This is a genomic window from Streptomyces sp. SID14515 (assembly GCF_010548505.1).
Classification (GTDB): Bacteria; Actinomycetota; Actinomycetes; order Streptomycetales; family Streptomycetaceae; genus Streptomyces; species Streptomyces caviscabies.
Window position 1 is genome coordinate 326,919 of the sequence record NZ_JAAGMH010000144.1, and the last position, 18,926, is coordinate 345,844.

19 protein-coding genes are annotated in these 18,926 nt (G+C 71.6%); 8 read left to right on the top strand and 11 right to left on the bottom strand.

Translation table 11 applies throughout. The features are described 5' to 3' along the window. Nucleotides 1-52 precede the first annotated feature (52 nt). Complete coding sequence (locus G3I54_RS36640) at nt 53-1,195, top strand: LuxR C-terminal-related transcriptional regulator (protein WP_164621291.1); 1,143 nt, start codon at nt 53-55, stop codon at nt 1,193-1,195. 35 nt (nt 1,196-1,230) lie between these two features. Here the strand turns inward: G3I54_RS36640 and G3I54_RS36645 are convergent, their stop codons facing one another. Next, the gene (locus tag G3I54_RS36645; protein ID WP_164621293.1) at nt 1,231-1,527 is read right to left on the bottom strand and encodes a sulfatase; all 297 of its coding nucleotides are present in this window, start codon (nt 1,525-1,527) and stop codon (nt 1,231-1,233) included. A 150-nt stretch (nt 1,528-1,677) separates the two neighbouring features. On the opposite strand from G3I54_RS36645, the gene G3I54_RS36650 reads away from it, so the two are divergent. The 3 genes from G3I54_RS36650 to G3I54_RS36660 all read left to right on the top strand — a co-directional run bounded on the left by G3I54_RS36650 (nt 1,678) and on the right by G3I54_RS36660 (nt 3,430). After that, on the top strand, nt 1,678-2,511 hold the full coding sequence (locus tag G3I54_RS36650; RefSeq protein WP_164621295.1) for a helix-turn-helix transcriptional regulator: 834 nt from the start codon (nt 1,678-1,680) through the stop codon (nt 2,509-2,511). Beyond that, the gene (locus G3I54_RS36655) at nt 2,508-2,708 is read left to right on the top strand and encodes a DUF397 domain-containing protein (RefSeq protein ID WP_164621297.1); all 201 of its coding nucleotides are present in this window, start codon (nt 2,508-2,510) and stop codon (nt 2,706-2,708) included. Before G3I54_RS36650 ends, G3I54_RS36655 begins: the two co-directional genes overlap by 4 nt. 131 nt (nt 2,709-2,839) lie before the next feature. Then, nucleotides 2,840-3,430 (top strand): hypothetical protein, encoded by a 591-nt coding sequence (locus G3I54_RS36660; protein ID WP_239144742.1) that lies wholly within the window; start codon nt 2,840-2,842, stop codon nt 3,428-3,430. 24 nt (nt 3,431-3,454) lie between these two features. Here G3I54_RS36660 and G3I54_RS36665 read toward each other — a convergent pair whose 3' ends face one another. Then, nucleotides 3,455-4,321: an AraC family transcriptional regulator gene (locus G3I54_RS36665; RefSeq protein WP_164621301.1), complete on the bottom strand. Its 867-nt coding sequence runs from the start codon at nt 4,319-4,321 to the stop codon at nt 3,455-3,457. 110 nt (nt 4,322-4,431) lie between these two features. Beyond that, complete coding sequence (locus tag G3I54_RS36670) at nt 4,432-5,667, bottom strand: MFS transporter (RefSeq protein WP_164621303.1); 1,236 nt, start codon at nt 5,665-5,667, stop codon at nt 4,432-4,434. Nucleotides 5,668-5,766: 99 nt separating this feature from the next. On the opposite strand from G3I54_RS36670, the gene G3I54_RS39920 reads away from it, so the two are divergent. Continuing rightward, nucleotides 5,767-6,621: a MerR family transcriptional regulator gene (locus G3I54_RS39920; protein WP_164621305.1), complete on the top strand. Its 855-nt coding sequence runs from the start codon at nt 5,767-5,769 to the stop codon at nt 6,619-6,621. 23 nt (nt 6,622-6,644) lie between these two features. Here the strand turns inward: G3I54_RS39920 and G3I54_RS36680 are convergent, their stop codons facing one another. Both G3I54_RS36680 and G3I54_RS36685 read right to left on the bottom strand, forming a co-directional pair. Further along, nucleotides 6,645-7,205: a maleylpyruvate isomerase N-terminal domain-containing protein gene (locus tag G3I54_RS36680; protein ID WP_239144761.1), complete on the bottom strand. Its 561-nt coding sequence runs from the start codon at nt 7,203-7,205 to the stop codon at nt 6,645-6,647. A 164-nt stretch (nt 7,206-7,369) separates the two neighbouring features. After that, nucleotides 7,370-8,254, bottom strand: coding sequence for an NAD(P)-binding domain-containing protein (locus G3I54_RS36685; RefSeq protein WP_164621309.1), 885 nt, complete (start codon nt 8,252-8,254; stop codon nt 7,370-7,372). A 135-nt stretch (nt 8,255-8,389) separates the two neighbouring features. On the opposite strand from G3I54_RS36685, the gene G3I54_RS36690 reads away from it, so the two are divergent. After that, entirely contained in the window at nt 8,390-9,385 is a 996-nt protein-coding gene (locus tag G3I54_RS36690) for a helix-turn-helix domain-containing protein (RefSeq protein ID WP_164621311.1), read from the top strand. A gap of 15 nt (nt 9,386-9,400) precedes the next feature. Here G3I54_RS36690 and G3I54_RS36695 read toward each other — a convergent pair whose 3' ends face one another. From G3I54_RS36695 to G3I54_RS36705, 3 genes are all read right to left on the bottom strand, one after another. Continuing rightward, complete coding sequence (locus G3I54_RS36695; protein WP_164621435.1) at nt 9,401-10,225, bottom strand: NPP1 family protein; 825 nt, start codon at nt 10,223-10,225, stop codon at nt 9,401-9,403. A gap of 138 nt (nt 10,226-10,363) precedes the next feature. Then, a complete protein-coding gene (locus G3I54_RS36700; RefSeq protein ID WP_343240511.1) occupies nt 10,364-11,032 on the bottom strand; it encodes a class I SAM-dependent methyltransferase in 669 nt (222 codons plus the stop codon). An 88-nt stretch (nt 11,033-11,120) separates the two neighbouring features. Next, a complete protein-coding gene (locus tag G3I54_RS36705) occupies nt 11,121-13,703 on the bottom strand; it encodes a bifunctional FO biosynthesis protein CofGH (protein WP_164621313.1) in 2,583 nt (860 codons plus the stop codon). A gap of 150 nt (nt 13,704-13,853) precedes the next feature. Here G3I54_RS36705 and G3I54_RS36710 point away from each other — a divergent pair, with 150 nt between their 5' ends. Then, nucleotides 13,854-14,642, top strand: coding sequence for an HAD family hydrolase (locus G3I54_RS36710; RefSeq protein WP_164621439.1), 789 nt, complete (start codon nt 13,854-13,856; stop codon nt 14,640-14,642). Here G3I54_RS36710 and G3I54_RS36715 read toward each other — a convergent pair. Further along, a complete protein-coding gene (locus G3I54_RS36715) occupies nt 14,639-15,118 on the bottom strand; it encodes an Lrp/AsnC family transcriptional regulator (RefSeq protein WP_164621315.1) in 480 nt (159 codons plus the stop codon). The two genes, G3I54_RS36710 and G3I54_RS36715, sit on opposite strands and share 4 nt — an antisense overlap. A gap of 104 nt (nt 15,119-15,222) precedes the next feature. Here G3I54_RS36715 and G3I54_RS36720 point away from each other — a divergent pair, with 104 nt between their 5' ends. Further along, the gene (locus tag G3I54_RS36720; RefSeq protein WP_164621317.1) at nt 15,223-16,149 is read left to right on the top strand and encodes an SMP-30/gluconolactonase/LRE family protein; all 927 of its coding nucleotides are present in this window, start codon (nt 15,223-15,225) and stop codon (nt 16,147-16,149) included. Nucleotides 16,150-16,385: 236 nt separating this feature from the next. Here the strand turns inward: G3I54_RS36720 and G3I54_RS36725 are convergent, their stop codons facing one another. Both G3I54_RS36725 and G3I54_RS36730 read right to left on the bottom strand, forming a co-directional pair. After that, entirely contained in the window at nt 16,386-17,870 is a 1,485-nt protein-coding gene (locus G3I54_RS36725; protein ID WP_164621319.1) for a penicillin-binding protein 2, read from the bottom strand. A 124-nt stretch (nt 17,871-17,994) separates the two neighbouring features. Continuing rightward, nucleotides 17,995-18,840 carry an LLM class F420-dependent oxidoreductase gene (locus G3I54_RS36730; protein WP_164621321.1) on the bottom strand — a complete coding sequence of 282 codons (846 nt, stop codon included), beginning with the start codon at nt 18,838-18,840 and terminating at the stop codon, nt 17,995-17,997. Between the last annotated feature and the right edge of the window lie 86 nt (nt 18,841-18,926).

The window sequence follows — 18,926 nt, forward strand, 5'->3', positions numbered from 1 at the left end:
ATCCCCTACTTGAGGGGTTGGAGTGGGACGGCGGACCTGTCACATTCGTGGAATGACCGGTTCGAAGCTTTCCTCCACGTCGGTCGGCCGGGCGGAACTGCTCTCCCGGTCCGCGAAGGCCACCGACGCGCTCGGCATGTTCGCCGAGGCCTCAGCCCATCTGCGGCGGCTCATGCCGTACGACGCGGCGGTGTGGCGCGTCACCGACCCGGTGACCGGCATGATGACCGCGCCCATCCGCGCGGAGAACCTGGACGAGGGCGGCTGCGCCGTCTACTGGGAGTCCGAACTGTTCACCGAGAACGTCAACCTGTTCCGCGATCTGGCGCGGGCCCGCGTGCCGGTCGCCGGGCTCCGGCAGACCACCGGTGACCTGCCGGCACGCAGCACCCTCTACGAGACCTTCATGCGCCCGCGCGGATTCCACGACGAACTGCGGGCGGTCCTGCGCGTCGGGGGCCGCCCGCAGGGGCACATCAGCCTGTTCCGGTCCGAGGGACGCGCGGCCTTCGACGCCGCCGAGACCCGGCTGATCGCCTCCGTCCTCACACCTCTCGCCAAGCATCTGCGCTCCTTCGCTGAGCCCGCTCCGCAGCCGCTGCCGGACGCCCCGCACGGCCCCGGGCTGCTCCTCTTCGACCCGAACGGCGCGCTGCTGTCGGTCAACGACGACGCCCTGACCTACCTGGACACCCTCCCAGAGGGCCCCGCCGTGCCCTCGCCGCAGGGCATCCGCGTACCGGCCTGGATCCAGGCGACCGCGATGAAGGCCCGCGCGGTCGCCCAGGAACGGGACCATGGCCGCAGCCGTGGCCAGGCGCGTGCCCGCGTACGGAACCGTGCGGGCCGCTGGCTGGTCTGCCACGCCTCCTGCCTGCGGGAAGCCGACGGCGGGCTCGGCGCGTCCGCCGTGGTGATCGAGCCCGCGAAGACCTCGGAGATCGTCCCGCTGATCGTGGACGCGTACGAACTCACCGACCGGGAGGCCGAGATCACCCAGTACATCGCCCGCGGCCTCCCCACCGGCGAGATCGCCGCACAGCTGCACCTCTCCCCGCACACGGTCCGGGACCACATCAAGGCGGTGTTCGAGAAGGCCGGGGTCTCCAGCCGGGGCGAGCTGGTGGGCAAGCTGTTCACGGAGTACTACGCCCCGCCTGCCGAGAAGGCCATGACCCGGGTCCGTACCGACTGACGACGAACGGGCCCGCGCCGGTCATCGGTCACCGGTCATCGGTCATCGGCGTCCGGAAGCCGCTGCCCCCGGCTGTGCGCGACGAGCAGCACGTCCCGCAGCGACAGCACGGCCTGCGTGAGCGCGAACCGTACGGCGACCTCACCGGCCGCCTGGTCCGCCAGCACTTCCTGCGCGCCTTCCAGCACGACGTTGCCGCACTCGATCTGCTCCTCCTCCATGTCGTCGGCGAGCCGGGAGAGCCTGCTGTTGGGGTCGCTGGTGCTGAGGTAGCAGGGCTTGCCTTCGAGAGACCTCCAGGGGAGGAGGCGGAGTTGCGAGGTGTCGGTCATGTCGGCGTCCTAAAGCGTGAGGGGGGTTCGTGACCCTGACGGGTGGCGATTACCGTTCGTGCCCTCATCGTCACGCCCGCCGCCCTACGCTCGACAGAGGCACGCGATTGCCTGCGCACAGGACAACGGCAAGGGGTCGGGGAGTCGGGGATGACCGAAGTCGCGGAAGTGAACGTGGAAGCGGAGTCGGGGCGCGCGGCGCTGGGGCGGGCTCTGAAGTACTTACGGGAGAAGGCGGGGCTGTCGCTCGGACAGCTCGCGGAGAAGACCCGGTACGACAAGAGCTACCTGTCACGCCTGGAGTCGGGGAAACGGCTGTCCAAGCCGGCGGTGATGGAGGACCTGGACCGGTTCTACGAGACGGGCGGGCTGCTGGTCGAGCTGTGGAAGGTGGCGCGGCGGGAGGTCTTCAAGGACAAGTACAAGGAGTTCATGCGGCTGGAGTTCACCGCCCGCATCATGCACAAGTACGCCCTCGGCATTCCTGGTCTGTTGCAGACCGAGGACGTGGCACGGGCCCTGTTGTCCGGCGACCAGGAAACGGAGAGCGAGGCGGAGTCGGTCGAGGAGCAGGTCATAGCGCGCCTGGGCCGCCAGCAACTGCTCTTCCGTAATCCGGCTCCGACCGTCCGCATCATCATGGACGAGTACGGGTTGCGCCGTCAGGTGGGCGACGCGAAGGTGTGGGAAGCCCAGTTGGAGCACCTGATCAAGATCGCAGAACTGCCGATGGTCACTCTTCAGGTGCTGCCGTTCTCGGCCGGGGCGCATCATCTGATGAACGGTTCACTTACGCTCCTGTGGCAGGAGGACGGAAGTGCCGTTGCCTATGTGGAAGGCAATCAGTGCTCCGAGTTGCTGGAAGATCCGGCCGACGTCACGCGCTCCCGGCTGTCCTACGATCGAGCACGGGATCGGTCGCTGCCCCCGCCCGACTCCATCGCGTTCATCAGGGGCGTCCTGAAGGAGTTCAGAGGATCATGAAGCGCACGCCCGACCTCTCCACCGCCACCTGGCGCAAGTCGAGCTACAGCGACGGCGGCGACAACAACTGCATCGAGGTCGCCGACGGCTACCCCGGCCTGATCCCCGTCCGCGACAGCAAGGTCCCCGCAGGCCCCGCGCTCCTCATCACCGCCCCCGCCTGGGCGGCCTTCGTGGAGTTCGCGGCCGAGCGCTGACCCACCCTCGTACACCGCAGGGCCCGCGCACCCGTCCTCACCGGACCGGGGCGCGGGCCCTCGTGCCTACTCACCGCCCCTGAGTACCGGCGCTCATGATCACGCGCGGGCCGCTGCCTACCGTGACGGGCATGGACACGGAAGAAGCGACCACCGCAGCAGAAACGTCACCCGCCGCCAGCCCGCGGGGGTTCTACGGCTGCGTGATCGCCCTGATCGTCTTCTTCACGCTGATCGCGCTCGGAGCGCATGCCTTCACGGAGTTCGAGAAGGGCCTCGACGGCGACGGGCAGCTGGAACGGCCCGGCTCCTCGGGCAGCGCGTACCGAACGCTCGGCCCCGGTACGACGGCACGGTACGAGGACGGGCTGTGGGTCACCGTCAGCTTCCCCGAGCGGCACGACGACGGCGCCTACAGCCTCACCGTGACCTTCAAGAACGGCACCGACGAGGAACTGCTCCTCGGCGAGAAGTCGTTCTCCGACACGCTCGAAGTCGAGCCCGACGAGTCCGGCCAGGACTACGCCGCCGGCAGCTACGTGGACTGGCTGAACTGGGACGAGTCCGCCTCCGCCCTCGCGCCGCCCCTCCCCGAGGATGAGGAGCGCACCGTCCCGGTCCGGTTGAAGCCGGACCGGAAGGGTGTCCCGGTCACGGTGGAGGTCACCCCTCCGCACCCCGGCTACCGGGAGACGGCCCGCTTCCAGCTCACCCTGGGGTGACGGGCCGCCCGCGACCGGCCGGGCTCAGTCGCCGGACCGCTCCACCGGGATCCACACCTCCGCGTCCGCGTGCGTACCGTCCTCGGACACCCGGGTGCGCGAGAGCGACGGGCCCGGCCGGCTCCGGTACGGGTTCGACGGGAACCACTGCGTGTACACGTCCCGCCAGAGGTACTGGACCGCCAGCGGAAACTCGCCCGAGGACTCGAACACCGCCCACGTGCCCGGCTCGACGTCGAGGCTCTCCGAAGCCCCGGGCACCTCCGTCTCGCTCACCACCCCGTGGAAGTAGTCGAGTTCGGTGCCTTCCGCGTCCTCCGCGGAGTGGTTGCTGACGGCGGCCAGGACACCGCCGGGCTCCCCGGCCGCCTGCTCCTCCCAGCGCCCCAGCGTCTCCTTGCCGATGCTCTTGACGAACTCCACGATGGCCGGATTCATCCCCTCGTAGACCAGCGGGATCCGTGTCCCCCGGCCCACGAGCCGGAAGCCGTCCTTCTCCACCACTCGGTACCGCATGTTGCTGCTCCCTTCGACGATCACCCGGAAGGACATCCTCGGCTGGGAGTGCAGAGCGGCGCCCGTGCGCCGCGCCTCGCCGGGGCCGACCCCGTGCACGGCGCGGAAGGCACGTGCGAACGCCTCGCCCGAGCTGTACCCGTACCGCACCGCGACATCGAGCAGCGTCCGCTCCCCGCCGAGCACTTCCGCCCCGGCGAGCGTCAGCCGCCGCCGGCGGATGTACTCGGAGAGCGGGATACCCGCCAGCGCGGAGAACATCCGCCGGAAGTGGTACTCCGACGTCATGGCGATACGGGCCAGCTCGGCCGCGTCGATGGGCTCATCGAGATGGTCCTCGATGTGGTCCATGGCCTGATTCAGCCGCTCCAGCACTCCTGGCCGTCCTTCCCTCTACCGGTCTCCACGCTAGGGAAGGCCCACTGTGCCGGACCCGACATCCTGTGCCCGCTGCGGTCGGGTCGGCGCGCCGTCCGGGCCGGGTCTCAGCCGTGCCCGGCCCGCAGGCTCGCCACCGTGCTGAGCGGCAGTACGCCGAGGAAGGCGAGGAGCGGCGCGGTCCAGGCGCCGGTCGCGGTGTGCAGGACGGACGCGGCGGCCGGGCCGGTGGCGGCGATCAGGTAGCCGCCCGTCTGGGCCGCCGTGGACAGCGCGGCGACGTGGTCCTGGTCCCGGCCCCGCTTCACGTACAGGACTCCGGCGACCGCCTGCCCGCCGCCGAGGCCCGCCCCGAGGAGGAGCGCCCAGAGGGCGGGGAGCGCGGCGGGGGCGGCGAGGAGACCGGCGTAACCGAGGCCGCAGACCAGGAGGACGGCGAGCATGTGGGGGCGCTGGTCGGTTCGGGCGGCGGCCAGGACCGGGGTGAGGAAGCCGCCGGCCGCGATGCCGAGGATGAACAGGGACTGCATGGTCCCGGCCGTCGCCTCGGCCACCCCGGCGTCGACGAGGATCGCGGGGAGCCAGGCGAGGGTGGTGTAGAAGAGCAGCGTCTGGAGGCCGAAGTAGCCGACCAGGCTCCAGGCGAGGCCCTTCCCGCGGCCGCCGAGGACGCGCACCCGGGCCCGTACCGGTTCCGGTCGCACATCCCGTCCCGCGTACCGCAGTTGAGGAGCGATACCCGCAGCGGCGAGCGCGGCCGGAACGACCGCCAGAGCCATGGCCGTACGCCAGGACTGGCCGGACGCCTGCCAGACGGGCACCGTCAGCGCGGCGACGACGGCGGATCCGGCGCCCATCGACAGGGCGTAGACACCCATCATGACGCCGGTCCGGCGCGGGGCGAACCGGCTGCGCACGAACACCGGGACCAGCACGTTGACGACGGCGGTGGCGATGCTGACGAGCACCGTTCCGGCGAAGAGGCCCGGCAGGCCGAGGACCCGGACGACCGCTCCCGCGAGCAGCAGAACGCTCGCCCAGAACAGACCGCGCTCCTCACCGAGCCGACGCCGTACGGTCACGGCCAGCGGGGCGAAGAGGCCCATGCAGAGCGGGGGCAGCAGCCCGAGGACCGTCAGCGCCCCGGTCCCGAAGCCGGCGACCGGGGCGAGCGGCCCGAGCTGCCCGAACGCCACCCGGGTGTTGAGGGCGACCAGGACGAAGCCGGTGATCAGGAGGACAGCGGAGGCCCTCGCCGGGGCGGACGGTCCGGTGCCGGGGGCAGGAGTGCCGGGTGGGGACGTGGGAGTGGGTGCGGCGAGCGGCGGTGGCTGGGCCGGCATGGCTGACCTGGACCTTCCGGTGGGTGCGACGACCCGGCACAGCTTTCACGCTCAAGTAAACTTGAGCGCAAGTGGCGGATCGCGGTTCCGGAGGTGCCCGTGCGGGATCTGTACTCGATCAGCGAGGTCGCGGAGGCCTTCGGGCTGACGGTCGCGGCCCTGCGCTTCTACGAGGAGCGCGGCCTCGTCCGGCACAGTGAGCGCCGGGGCCGCGTCCGGCACTACCGCCGCGCGGACCTGGCCCGGCTGGCGTACGCGCAGCTCTGGCACGAGGACGGTCTGCTCACGCTCGCGGAGACCAGCGCCATCGTGGACAGCGACCGGCTGGACGACCGGCTTGCCCTGATCGCCGGCCAGCGGGACGCACTGCTCGGACGGATCGGGAGGCTGGAGCGGGCCGTGGGGGTGCTCACCCACATGCTCGACTGCCGGACCGACCGGGCGCTGGAGTGCCCGATGACCGGGGCGTACATCCGGGGGCGGGTCGACGCGGCGCTGGACGGGACGCCGGAGCCGACAGGCTTCTGGCCGGAGGAGTGCGCGGGCGAGGCGGGAGCGACGGCCGAGGACGGGGCCGCGCCCTCCGCCTCCCGGCCCTCCGCCTCCCGGCCCGCCGCCTCCCGGTCCATCGGCGACGAGCAGCTGCTCGCGCTCACCCGGGGCCTCGTGTCGGCCACGGCGAAGGACCGGGTGCGGGCGTGCGAGACGATCGGCGACTGGGTGCGGTCCTTCGACCGACGGGAGGTCCGGACGCTGGCCTCGCTCCTCGCCTCGGCCGCCGTCCTGGAGCAGGACGCGGACTGTCTGGAGTGCGAGCTGAACGCGCTGGGCGAACTCTCGGCGACCGGACTGTTCGAGGCCGAGGACATCGCCGCTCTGCGTCGGCTGCCGCGCGATTCCGTACGACCGGGAGACGTCGAGCACCTGGACTACCTGATGGAAGAGTATTCCTGACGATCCGTCAGAACCGGCCGCCGTCAGCGCACCGTCCCGTCCCACTGCCACTCCACGCGCCGGGGCAGCCCCGGAAGCGCGGCGCGGCCCGTGCACCACAGCAGCGTGTCGGACGGGCGGTGCCCGGAAGGCGCGTCGGGGAAGAGGCGGGCCAGGACGGCTGCGGCGGCGGTGTCGGACGGGGTCCGGGGGACGCCGAGGGCGCGGGTGATGTCGTAGGTGTGGAGGGCCAGTTCGGTGATCGCCATGGCGGCGAATCCGGTCGCGTCGGAGGTGCCCCAGGGGTGCCAGGCCCGTACGTCCGGGTCCGTGTCGCGGACGGTGGAGGCGGCGAGCGTCGCGGCGATACGGAGGCCGTCCAGGCAGTCGCGGACGGGGGCCTGGGGGTCGAGGGAGGCGAAGAGGGTGATGTAGCGGTCTGTCGGGCGGGCGATGAGCAGGCCCGCGTAGCCGGTCAGGCCGAGAGCGAGGTGGTCCAGGGTCTGCCGGCAGGTCCAGTCGAGGCCGTGGGCGGGACGCGACCAGTCCCGCCCGGCCACCTCCTCCAGCGCGGCCAGGCCGGCGTCGGTGGCGGCCACGAGCAGGTCCGTCCACCGCGGGGACGGATCAGAAACTGCGGGCGGATCAGAAGCTGCGGCCGGAGCGGGAGGTGCGGTCGGCGGCGCAGAAGCCGCGGCCGGAGCAGGAAACGCGACCGGAGCGGGAGGTGCGATCTGAGCGGGAGTCGTGGTGGCCGACGGGATCGCGGTCATGCGCCGGCCGCCCCCTTCCGCAGGACCTCGATGACGCTCGCGTAGCTGTCGGAGCCGTGGCCCAGGTCCCGGGTGCGTTCCATGGTGGCCTTGAGGAGTTCGGGCAGGGCGTTGTCGATGCCCCGGGCCGCCGCGGCGTGCAGGAGGTGGTCGATGGCCGCGATCTGTACATCGACGGTGGCGTCGTCGCCCGGGTAGCGGCCTGCGTCGACCTGGGCGGCGTAGGTGGTCAGGAAGCCGTTCACGGCGCTCAGCCAGCGGATCGCGACCGAGGTGAAGGCCGTGGCCTCGGTCTTCTCCGCGCCGACCAGGGCGGTGCCGTGCAGCCAGCCGGTCATGGTGGACCACATCAGGCCGAGCAACGCGGCGTCGTAGAGAGAGGCCAGGCCGGGCTCGGCGCCCAGGTGCAGGGGGTCGCCGAGGGCCGCCAGGGTCGGGCGGTGGGCGTCGAAGACGGTGTGCGACCCGCTGTAGAGGAACATCATCTCGGGGCTGCCGACGCCCGGCGGAGTGGTCATGATCGCGCCGTCGAGATAGTCGGCGGAGTGCGAGCGCGCCCACGCGGCGACCTCCTGGGCCTGCTCCGGGGACCCGGAGGTGAGGTTGACCAGGGACTTGCCCGCGAGGGAGGCCGCGACGGGGTCGAGGGTGGTGTGCAGCGCGTCGTAGTCCAGCACGCAGACGATGATCAGCGGGCTCGCCGCGACGGCCTCCTCGGGAGTCGCGGCCTGCCGGGCGCCCCGCTCGACCAGCGGCCGCGCCTTCGCCGCCGAACGGTTCCACACAGTGGTCGGGTGGCCCCGCTCCAGCAGGGTGGCGGCCAGCGCCGATCCCATCTGCCCCAGTCCGATGACCGTCACGGCCGAACGCTCGGTACCCATGCCTCAACAACTCCCGTACTCCTGCCCACGCCTGGGCCGGTTGATCACGTACGGACCACGCTCGCAGCCCCGGAGGAGCGGCAGAAGTGACAGTGGTGACGGCAACCACCAAATTCCTGCCATACGCTGACCCGCATGAGCGCTGGTTCTGTCGCCGTGGTCGTGACCGAGGAAATCCATGTCCCTTCCTGGGACCTGTACGAACTGAGCATCCCCTGCACGGTGTTCGGGAAGCCGCAGCCCGATCTGGCGGATCCCTGGTACGACCTGCGACTGTGCGGCACGCAGGAGCCCGGCGAGGAACCGGGCACGCCCGCGAGCGGGGCCGGGCTCTCCTTGCGTACCCGCTACGGCCTGGCCGATCTCGTCGACGCCGACACGGTCATCGTGCCCTCGGTGCCCGACGCCTGCGTCGACGAGGGCCGGCCGCTGCCGCCGGAGCTGATCGCCGCCCTGCGCCTGGCCCATGACGCCGGCGCCCGCATGGTCTCCTTGTGCACGGGCGCCTTCGCCCTGGCCGAGGCGGGCATCCTCGACGGCCGCCGCGCCACCGCCCACTGGATGCACACCGCCCAACTGGCCGCCCGCTACCCGAAGGTGCGGGTCGACGACTCGGTGCTGTACGTGGACGACGGCGACGTCCTCACCAGCGCCGGGCTGACCGCCGGACTCGACCTCTGCCTCCACCTCGTACGCCGCGACCTCGGCGCGCACGTGGCCAACCAACTGGCCCGCCGCATGGTGGTGCCGGCCCACCGCCCAGGCGGCCAGGCGCAGTTCATCGACCAGCCTGTGCCGGCCACCGACGACCGGGGCCTGGCGCCCGTGCTGGACTGGGCACGGGCGCACCTCGACGAGCCGCTGACGGTCGAGGACCTGGCGCAGCGGGCCGCGATGAGCCCGCGCACCCTCTACCGGCGGCTCCAGGCGGCCACCGGGGTGACGCCGCTGCAATGGCTGCTCAACCAGCGGCTGCGCCGGGCCCAGAGTCTGCTGGAGTCGACGGACCTGCCGGTCGCCAGGATCGGCGAGCTGAGCGGCCTCGGCACCGCGAACAACCTCCGCCACCACTTCCTCAAGCAGATCGGGGTGTCGCCGAGCGACTACCGACGCGCCTTTCCCTTGGCGTGAAGGCTTGGGAGCCCCTCAGGCCCAGGGGTCGAAGGGGATCCCGGCGGGCTTGGAGTTGTTGAGGAGGTTGCGGAAGCGGTCGTCCTTGTCGGTGACCTTGATGGTCGCGGACCCGAAGTCGGCGTTCATGAGCTTGTCGCGCAACTCCGTGCTGGGGAAGCCGTTCCAGTCGACGATCGGCGGGTAGCGCCAGTCGCCGTAGTGGTTCTCCGGCGGTTCGTCGTTGCCGTTGGCGAGGCGGAAGAAGTGCGTGCTCGGACCGTCCTTGTGGTAGACGGCCTTGGGGTGCGAGCCGTCGAACCGCACCTGCGAGCGCGGGTAGGTCTTGACGGTGCTGTGCTGCGTGGTCGAGACGTAATCGACCTGGTCGGTGCCCTGGTTGACCCAGGAGATCACATGCTCGAAGTCGTGCCGGTGGCCGCCGAGTCCGCTGCCGTGGACGGCCTGGTCCTTCTCGAAGTAGCTCGCGTAGACGATGCCGCACCAGCCGTTGTTGCACTTCGAGCGGGCGTACGTCTGGGAGTTGTCCAGGTCCCACTGGTCCCGGCAGCTGCCGTTGATCGCGCCGCTCGTCTTCAGGCCGGGCGCGAGGGTGCCGTCCGGGCCGATGGCGGGGGTGGCGTAGCAGCCGTCGCCGTCGTAGTCGAAGGCGGGCGAGAACGCCTGCTCGTAACCGCCCGCGTTCTGCGGCAGGTTGCCCGGCGGATCGGCATGGGCGGCGGAGGCGGTGCCCAGCACGAGGAGGCCGGCGGCGGCGAGGACGGCGGCGGTGCGGGAGGCCCGGCGCCTGCCGGGAGGGGCGCCCGGGGTGAATGGGGCGGATGGGGCGGATGCGGGAATCAGCTGCTTTCGCACGGTTGGCTCTCCTGAGTCGTCGGCACGGGACGGCGGGGTGGCATCCCATGAGTTGCCCGGGACATGACAGAGCGAAACGGAGTCCGCTCCAGAGGAATCGGCAGAGGCCCTCCCCGGGCCGGACTACGCCTGCCGGGCTTCCGGCTTCCGGGCCAGGAACCCGGCGACCGGCCGCTTCGCGCCCGTCTCGGGTTCCTGCAGCGTCCGCCCCGTGACGACGAACCCCGCCCGCTCCAGCAGCTCCGCGATCCGGTCCGCGGGCAGCCGGTAGCTGTCGAACGCGGCGGGTTCGCCGCCCCCGTAGCCGTACGTCCGGCGCTGGTGCCCGGTGTCGCCGACCCGGGTGACGAGCAGCAGGTGCCCGCCGGGCGCCAGCGCCCGATGGAACTCGGCGTACGCGCCGGGCAGCGATTCCGGCGGCAGGTGGTGCGTGGAGTAGAACGCCAGGACCCCGCCGAGTTCACCGTCGCCGGCCTCCAGCGCGGACATCGAGCCGACGTCGAAGCGCAGCTCCGGATAGGCGGCGCGGGCCAGCCCGACCATCCTCGGCGACAGGTCGACCCCGAAGGCGGAGACGCCCAGCCCGGTCAGGTACGCGGTGACCTTGCCCGGTCCGCAGCCCACATCGGCCGTCGGCCCGAGGTCCGCCGACGTGACGAGCTCGGCGAACGCGGCCAGCACGGCGCGCGACAGCGGGTCCAGCTCGGCGGGGTCCTTGACGGACCGGGCGTAGTCGGCGGCGACGGCGTCGTACGACTGCCGTGTCGCGTCCAGGTGCGGAGTCTCCATCACGCCGCAACGTTATGACGCCCGGGGCGGGAAGCGGAGTGCGGGGCGGGGAACATCCCCGCCCCGCACCGGCTCCCGTTCTCCCCCGCCCTCAGCTCGGCAGCACCGGCAGCAGTTCCGGCAGATGCCCGTCCGAGGCCGTGGCCGCCGCGACCCGTTCGGCCGGGACCTCCCCGTACAGCGTCGTACGCGGGCGGGACGGGCGGCCCGCCAGGTCGGCGATGGCCTTCAGGTCCTGGATCGAGCGGTACGAGCCGTAACTCGACCCGGCCATCCGGGAGATGGTCTCCTCCATCAGCGTGCCGCCCAGGTCGTTCGCGCCCGAGCGGAGCATTTCCGCCGCGCCCTCCGTGCCGAGCTTCACCCAGCTCGTCTGGATGTTGGTGATGTGCGGGTGGAGGAGGAGTCGCGCCATGGCCGTAACCGCACGGTTGTCGCGGTCCGTCGGGCCCGGGCGGGCGATGCCGGCCAGGTAGACCGGGGCGTTGGTGTGGATGAAGGGGAGGGTGACGAACTCCGTCAGCCCGCCCGTCTCCTGCTGGAGCCGGGAGAGGGTACGGAAGTGGCCCAGCCAGTGGCGCGGCTGGTCCACATGCCCGTACATCATCGTCGAGGACGACCGCAGGCCCACCTCGTGCGCCGTCCTGATGACCTCCAGCCAGGTGGCCGTGGGCAGTTTGCCCTTGGTCAGGACCCAGCGGACCTCGTCGTCCAGGATCTCCGCCGCCGTACCGGGGATCGAGTCGAGCCCGGCCTCCTTGGCGGCGGTCAGCCAGTCGCGGATCGACATGCCGGTGCGGGTCGCCCCGTTGACGACCTCCATGGGCGAGAAGGCGTGCACGTGCATGCCGGGGACGCGTTCCTTCACCGCCCGCGCGATGTCGAAGTACGCCGTGCCCGGCAGGTCCGGGTGGATGCCGCCCTGCATGCAGACCTCGACCGCGCCGACGTCCCACGCCTGCGCCGCCCGGTCCGCGACCTGGTCCAGCGAGAGGGTGTACGCGTCGGCGTCGGTGCGGCGCTGGGCGAAGGCGCAGAAGCGGCAGCCGGTGTAGCAGACGTTGGTGAAGTTGATGTTCCGCGTGACGATGTACGTGACGTCGTCGCCGACCACGTCCCGGCGCAGCGCGTCCGCGATCCGGCACAGCTCGTCGAGCGCCGGGCCGTCCGCGTGGAGCAGGGCGAGGGCCTGGTCGTCGGTGAGCTTCGTCGGGTCGTCGGCGGCCTGGCCGAGCGCCTGGCGTACGTCGGCGTCGATACGGGACGGGACCATGCCGGGGGCGGCCGCCTCGCGGAGCGCCTCCCAGTCCCCGTACACCTCGTCGAAGTCGTTCCGGCGGTCGCCGGTGCGGCCCTCGGTGTCGATCGTGGCGTGCAGGTCGGTGCGGCCGGAAGAGGTGAACCCTTCGTCCGGCTCCTGCCAGGGCAGGCCGACGGGCAGCGCGTCCTCGCGGGCCAGGCCCGTCTCCGGGTCGGCCAGGGCGCGGACGTGCGGGAGGAGGCGGGGGTCGAGCCAGGGCTCGCCGCGCTGGATGAACTCCGGGTAGATGGTGAGGCGTTCGCGGAGCGTGAAGCCCGACTCGGCGGTTCGCTCGGCCAGTTCGTCGATGTGGGGCCAGGGGCGCTCGGGGTTGACGTGGTCGGGGGTCAGCGGCGAGACCCCGCCCCAGTCGTCGATGCCCGCGCCGATGAGGAGCGCGTACTCGGCGTCCACCAGATTCGGCGGGGCCTGGATCCGGGCCGAGGGGCCGAGGATGTGCCGGGCCACCGCGATGGCGGCGGCCAGCTCCTCCAACTCCGCGTCGGGCATCCCGCGCATCGCCGTGTCCGGCTTGGCGCGGAAGTTCTGCACGATGACTTCCTGGATGCCGTGGTAGGCGCGGGCCGTCTTGCGCAGCTCGAAGAGGGAGTCGGCGCGCTCCTCGTACGACTCGCCGATGCCGATCAGGATGCCCGTGGTGAAGGGAACGTTGGAGCGGCCCGCATCTTCGAGCACGCGCAGCCGTACGGCCGGTTCCTTGTCCGGTGAGCCGTGGTGCGGGCCGCCCGGCTCGGACCACAGGCGGGTCGCCGTCGTCTCCAGCATCATCCCCATGGAAGGCGCGACAGGCTTCAGGCGCTGGAGATCGGTCCAGGTCATCACGCCCGGGTTGAGGTGGGGCAGCAGACCCGTCTCCTCCAGCACCCGGATCGCCATGGCCCGTACGTACGCGAGCGTGTCGTCGTACCCCTCCGCCTCCAGCCACTCCCGCGCCTCGGGCCAGCGGTCCTCGGGGCGGTCGCCGAGGGTGAACAGCGCTTCCTTGCAGCCCATCGCCGCGCCCTCGCGGGCGATCTTCAGCACCTCGTCGGGCGAGAGGAACATGCCGTGGCCGGCCCGGCGCAGCTTGCCGGGGACGGTCACGAAGGTGCAGTAGTGGCACCGGTCACGGCAGAGGCGGGTGAGCGGGATGAAGACCTTGCGCGAGTACGTGATCACGCCCGGCCGGCCCGCCGCCTCCAGCCCCGCGTCCCGGACGCGGGCGGCGGAGGCGGCGAGGTCCGTCAGATCGTCGCCGCGCGCCTGGAGCAGGACGGCGGCCTCGGTGACATCGAGGGCGACACCGTCACGGGCACGTTTGAGCGCGCGCCGCATGGCGTTGGAGGTGGGGCGTCCGCTCTGAGGATCGGTCATGAACCGAGCATACGAGCGAGGCGCGCGCGCCGGACCAGGGCCTGGGCACGGGATTCGCGGGCCGCGGAGTGCTCCTGGTCACTCGTGCGGGCCGACTCACCCGGATGAGACCCCGCCGACGGCGTCCTCACGCTTAGTGTCGGAACGGTGATGGAAACGATCGTCCTCGACATCGGCGAAACCCTCGTACGCGACGACCGGCACTGGGCGTCCTGGGCCAACTGGCTCGGCGTACCGCCGCACACACTCAGTGCGCTGGTGGGCGCGGCCGTCGCCCAGGGCCGCGAGGCCACGGACGCGCTGCGGATCCTGCGGCCCGACATGGACGTCGAGGAGGCGTATCGCGCGCGGGCCGCCGCCGGGCGCGGTGAACACCTCGACGAGTCGGACCTCTACCAGGACGTCCGCCCGGCGCTGGGCGAACTGCGGGCCGCGGGCATCCGGGTCGTGGTGGCGGGCAACGGCACGGTCCGGGCCGGGGAGCTGCTGCGGGCGCTGGACCTGCCCGCCGACCTGGTGGTCACCTCGGACGAGTGGGGCGTACGGAAGCCGGACCCGGAGTTCTTCGCACGGGTGGCCGAGGTGGCGGGCGCGGCCCCGGAAGCGACGCTGTACGTGGGCGACCACCCGGCCGACGACCTGTTCCCGGCCGCGGCGGCGGGGATGCGGACGGCGCATCTGCGGCGCGGGCCTTACGGGCACTGGTGGGCGGAGCATCCGGACGTGGTGGAGACGGCGGACTTCCGCATCGACGCGTTGACGGATCTGGCGGGATTGTCGGGGCTGGCAGGGTTGTCGGGGCTGTCGGGGTCCGCTGCCTCGGAGGCGTCGGACGCGCCGGATGCGCCGGATGCGCCGGAAGCGTCGGACGTGACGGATGCGTCGCCCGGCGCGGGGGCGAAGGTGGTGCGGCGCGGGGCGTTGAGGTCGGTGCGCTAGGACCGGTGGCCCGTCGGCGAGGCCGGGTCGGGGCCGGTGGCCTCCAGCGGGACCGGGCGCTCGAAGAACGTCTCCAGCACGACCGTGGCCTGCGTCCCGCTGACGCCGTCGATCGCGTAGATCCGGCGGAGTACGTCCTGCAACCGCTCGGTGGTCGCGGTCCTGACCTTCACCAGCACCGATGCGCTGCCGGCGATGACATGCGCCTCCACGATCTCGGGGAGCGCGGCGAAGTCCTCCGCCGCATCGCCCATCCAGGAGACCGAGTCGACCATGACGTAGGCCAGGACGGCGTGACCGGCCGCCACCGGGTCCACCTCGACGGTGGTGCGCCGGATCACTCCGCTCTCGCGCAGCTTCCGTACGCGTTCGTGGGCGGCCCCGGCCGAGAGGCCCACGGCCCGACCCAACGCGGCGTAGGACTGGGTGGCGTCCTGCTGGAGATGGGCCAGCAGGGAACGATCGATGTGATCCACAACTCTCCATTCGGCGATTTCTTGCCACGACCATATCCCATACGGCAATCTCCCCTCCAGGCCGTAGATGATTCGGCCGACATCGAGATGGATGGGGAGGGCACATGTACGAGATGTTCGACGACCGGTTCCGCACCGGGCGGTGCATGAACGGTGACGCCGGTCTGGAAGTGCTGTACACCGGCTGCCGTTGGGCCGAGGGCCCCCTGTACGTGCCCGCCTGGCGGCAGGTGATCTGGAGCGACATCCCCAACGACCGGATGCTGCGCTGGGACGAGGAGACCGGCGACGTCGGCGTCTTCCGCCGCTCCGCCGGATACACCAACGGCAACACCCTGGACCGCCAGGGCCGGCTGATCAGCTGCGAGCAGGGCAACCGCCGGGTCTCCCGGACCGAACACGACGGCACGGTCACGGTGCTGGCCGACCGCTGGCAGGGCAAGCGTCTGAACAGCCCGAACGACGCGGCGGTCCGGTCCGACGGATCCGTCTACTTCTCCGACCCGGACTTCGGCATCACCAGCGACTACGAGGGCCACCGCGCGACGGGCGAGATCGGCTCCAACAACGTCTACCGCATCGACCCCGCGACGGGCGACGTGCACCTGGCCGCGGACTGCTTCGGCGCCCCCAACGGGCTCGTCCTCTCGCACGACGAACGGCAGTTGTACGTCTCCGACACCCGGGCGGGGGTCATCCGGCGCTTCGACGTCCGCGAGGACGGCACGCTGTCGGACGGCACGGTCTTCGCCGGGGCCGGGGTCCGCGGGGCCGCCCGCTTCGACAACCTCCGCTTCGACGACGCGGGGCGGTTGTGGGCGGCGGCGATGGACGACGGCGTGCACTGCTACGACCCCGACGGCACGCTGATCGGGCGGCTCGTCGTGCCCGAGAAGGTGTCCAACATCGCCTGGGGCGGGGCCAAGCGGAATCGGCTCTTCATCACGGCGGAGACCAGTCTCTACTCCGCGGTCATGGGCGTCACGGGCACGCACCCGACCGGGACGCCTCCGAGCCCGTTCGGCGCTTGAGGACGGAACCCTTGCTCAAGGGAGCCTGACAGCGAGGGAACTGGGGCACGGCATCCCGTTCGAGGCACCCGGGCCCACCTGCACGGTTCCGTCCTCAAACGCCGGACGGGCTGGGTTTGCCGCACAGGCTGGGTTGGCCCACGCCGGACGGGCTGGGTTTGCCGCACAGACTGGGTTTGCCGGACGCGGGCTGGGTTTGCCGCACAGGCTGGGTTGGCCGGACGGGCTGGGTTGGCCTAGTCCCCCAGTACCGCCTGCATCACGCTCTTCGCGATCGGGGCGCCCAGCCGGCCGCCCGAGATGTCGGAGCGGGAGATGTCCATGTCCGTCGGGTCGATGAAGACCGCGACCGCGACCGAGCGGCCGTCGTCCTTCTTGCCGTAGCTGACGAACCAGCCGTACGGAACCTCGTCGCGGACGTCCACACCGCGCTGGGCGGTGCCCGTCTTGCCGCCGACCGTGACACCGTCGATCAGGGCGCGCTGGGCGCTGCCCTCCTTCGCGGTGTGCTCCATCATCTCCTGGACCTTCTTCGCCGTCTCGGGCGAGACGGCCTGGCTCATCTCCGTCGGCTCGTTCTTCTCCAGCGTGGAGAGGTCCGGGCCGCGCAGCTCGTCGACGATGTAGGGCTGCATCAGCTTGCCGTCGTTGGCGAGGGCCGCCGTGACCATCGCCATCTGCATCGGGGTGCTGGTGAGGCTGCCCTGGCCCATGCCGGTGAGGGCCGTGCCGGGCTTGTCGAGCTTCGGCGGGTAGAGGCTCTTCGTGGCGAGCAGGTCGCCGAACTCCTCCGCGTACACGTCCTCGTTGAAGCCGAACTTCTCCGCCGTCTCCCGCATCCGGTCCTCGCCCAGCTCGGCCGCCGCGTCGAGGAAGACGTTGTTGCACGAGTACTGCATGGCGGTCTTCATCGACGCCTTGTTGCAGAGCGCGTCGCCCGCCTCGCTGCCGATCTTGTTCGTCGAGAGCGGCAGCGGGTACGGCGAGACCGCGTCCGTCCTGGCGTCCACATCGGTGACCACACCGTGCTCCAGCGCCGCCGCGGCCGTGAGGATCTTGAACGTGGAGCCGGGCGGGTACGTCTCGCGCAGCGGGCGGTTGGCCAGCGGCTTGCCCTTCTCCTTCTCCAGCGCGGTGAAGCGGTCGCTCTCCTTGAACGAGATCCCGGCGAAGACCTCCGGGTTGTACGAGGGCGTCGAGACCAGGGCCAGCACCTTGCCGGTCTCCGGGTCCAGGGCGACGACCGCGCCCCGGGCGCCCAGGTCGGTCAGCCCCTTGTAGCCGGCCTTCTGCGCCTTGGCGTCGATCGTGGTGATCACGTCGCCGCCGCGCCGGGGCTGCCCGGTCAGGATGTCCTTGGCGTGCCGGAAGGCGAAGCGGTCGTCCTGGCCGCTGAGGATGCTGTCGTAGGTCCGCTCCAGCAGCGAGGTGCCCCGGGCCTGGGAGGCGTAACCGGTGACGGGCGCGTACATCGGGCCCTCCTTGGAGGTCCGGCGGAACGCGTAGTCCTTGTTCTCGGTCTCCTTCGACCCGGTGATCGCCTTGCCGCCGACGATGATGTCGCCGCGCGGGGTGGAGAACCGTTCGAACCGCACCCGGGCGTTCTTCTCGTGCTGGGCCAGCTCCTGGCGGTCGACGTGCTGGAGCCAGTTCGCCCGCAGCAGCAGGGCCAGCACCAGCAGCCCGCAGAAGATGGCTATGTGCCGCAACGGCCTGTTCATTCCACTCCCCACCCGGGCGGGCTCCGGTCCGCGCGGCGAGACGCCTGCCGACCGGGCCCGCGTATGCGATCCCCGGTGATTAAGGATGCCCTGTGACCGTGCCCGGTTGCACCGGCGGGCCTCCTCAGAGGTACGCGGCGTACGCGTCCAGCGTCCGCAGGACCTCCGGTTCGTCCGCCGGGGGCAGCTGGAGCACGACCTCCTCGATGCCCAGATCCGCGTAGTGGCTGAGCTTCCCGGGGCTGGGCAGGACCGCGTACGGCACCACCTGGAGGTCCTTCGGATCGCGCCCGGCCTCCTCCCAGGCCGCCCGCAGCTTCGGCAGCGACTCGGTGAGGCCTCCGCCGCCGATGGGCAGCCAGCCGTCCGCGTACTCCGCGATGTGCGCGAACAGCTTCGGGCCCGCCCCGCCGCCGATCAGGGTGCGCGGGCCGTTGACCGGGCCGCGGGGCCGCTGGGCCGGCTTGGGGTGCGCCTCGCTCGCCTGCACCGACCCGAACTCGCCCTCGTAACCGGTCGGCTCGTCCGCCCACAGGGCCCGCATCAGGGCCATCCGGTCCCGCCCCAGGTCCCGGCGCGTCGACCACTCCACCCCGTGGTCGGCCGCCTCCTCGACGTTCCAGCCGTAGCCGATGCCGAGCGTGAACCGGCCGCCGGAGAGGTGGTCCAGGGTGGCCGCCTGCTTGGCCAGGTCGATCGGGTCGTGCTGGGCGACCAGCGTGATGCCGGTGCCCAGCGCGAGGCGCTCGGTGACGGCGGCGGCCTGGCCGAGGGCGACGAACGGGTCCAGCGTGCGGCCGTACTCGCGGGGCAGCTCACCGCCCATCGGGTACGGCGTGCGGCGGCTCACCGGGATGTGCGTGTGCTCGGGCAGATACAGCCCGCCGAACCCCCGCTGCTCCAGCTCGCGGGCGAGCCTGACCGGGGTCACCGTCTCGTCGGTGAGGAAGATCGTTGTGGCGATCCGCATCGAGAACACCTCCGTCGTCCGTCTGTCGTCGGTCTTCCGTCGTCCTTCAGCGCGTCATGCGTGCGAAGGGCCAAGGTATGCCGTAC

Bases quoted from the DNA above. Each gene is read 5' to 3' on its own strand.
- G3I54_RS36720 (WP_164621317.1), top strand. From the start codon at position 15,223: ATGTACGAGATGTTCGACGACCGGTTCCGCACCGGGCGGTGCATGAAC.
- G3I54_RS36685 (WP_164621309.1), bottom strand. From the start codon at position 8,254: ATGGGTACCGAGCGTTCGGCCGTGACGGTCATCGGACTGGGGCAGATG.
- G3I54_RS36690 (WP_164621311.1), top strand. From the start codon at position 8,390: ATGAGCGCTGGTTCTGTCGCCGTGGTCGTGACCGAGGAAATCCATGTC.
- G3I54_RS36725 (WP_164621319.1), bottom strand. From the start codon at position 17,870: ATGAACAGGCCGTTGCGGCACATAGCCATCTTCTGCGGGCTGCTGGTG.
- G3I54_RS36705 (WP_164621313.1), bottom strand. From the start codon at position 13,703: ATGACCGATCCTCAGAGCGGACGCCCCACCTCCAACGCCATGCGGCGC.
- G3I54_RS36650 (WP_164621295.1), top strand. From the start codon at position 1,678: ATGACCGAAGTCGCGGAAGTGAACGTGGAAGCGGAGTCGGGGCGCGCG.
- G3I54_RS36640 (WP_164621291.1), top strand. From the start codon at position 53: ATGACCGGTTCGAAGCTTTCCTCCACGTCGGTCGGCCGGGCGGAACTG.
- G3I54_RS36655 (WP_164621297.1), top strand. From the start codon at position 2,508: ATGAAGCGCACGCCCGACCTCTCCACCGCCACCTGGCGCAAGTCGAGC.
- G3I54_RS36645 (WP_164621293.1), bottom strand. From the start codon at position 1,527: ATGACCGACACCTCGCAACTCCGCCTCCTCCCCTGGAGGTCTCTCGAA.
- G3I54_RS36660 (WP_239144742.1), top strand. From the start codon at position 2,840: ATGGACACGGAAGAAGCGACCACCGCAGCAGAAACGTCACCCGCCGCC.
- G3I54_RS36670 (WP_164621303.1), bottom strand. From the start codon at position 5,667: ATGCCGGCCCAGCCACCGCCGCTCGCCGCACCCACTCCCACGTCCCCA.
- G3I54_RS36730 (WP_164621321.1), bottom strand. From the start codon at position 18,840: ATGCGGATCGCCACAACGATCTTCCTCACCGACGAGACGGTGACCCCG.
- G3I54_RS36710 (WP_164621439.1), top strand. From the start codon at position 13,854: ATGGAAACGATCGTCCTCGACATCGGCGAAACCCTCGTACGCGACGAC.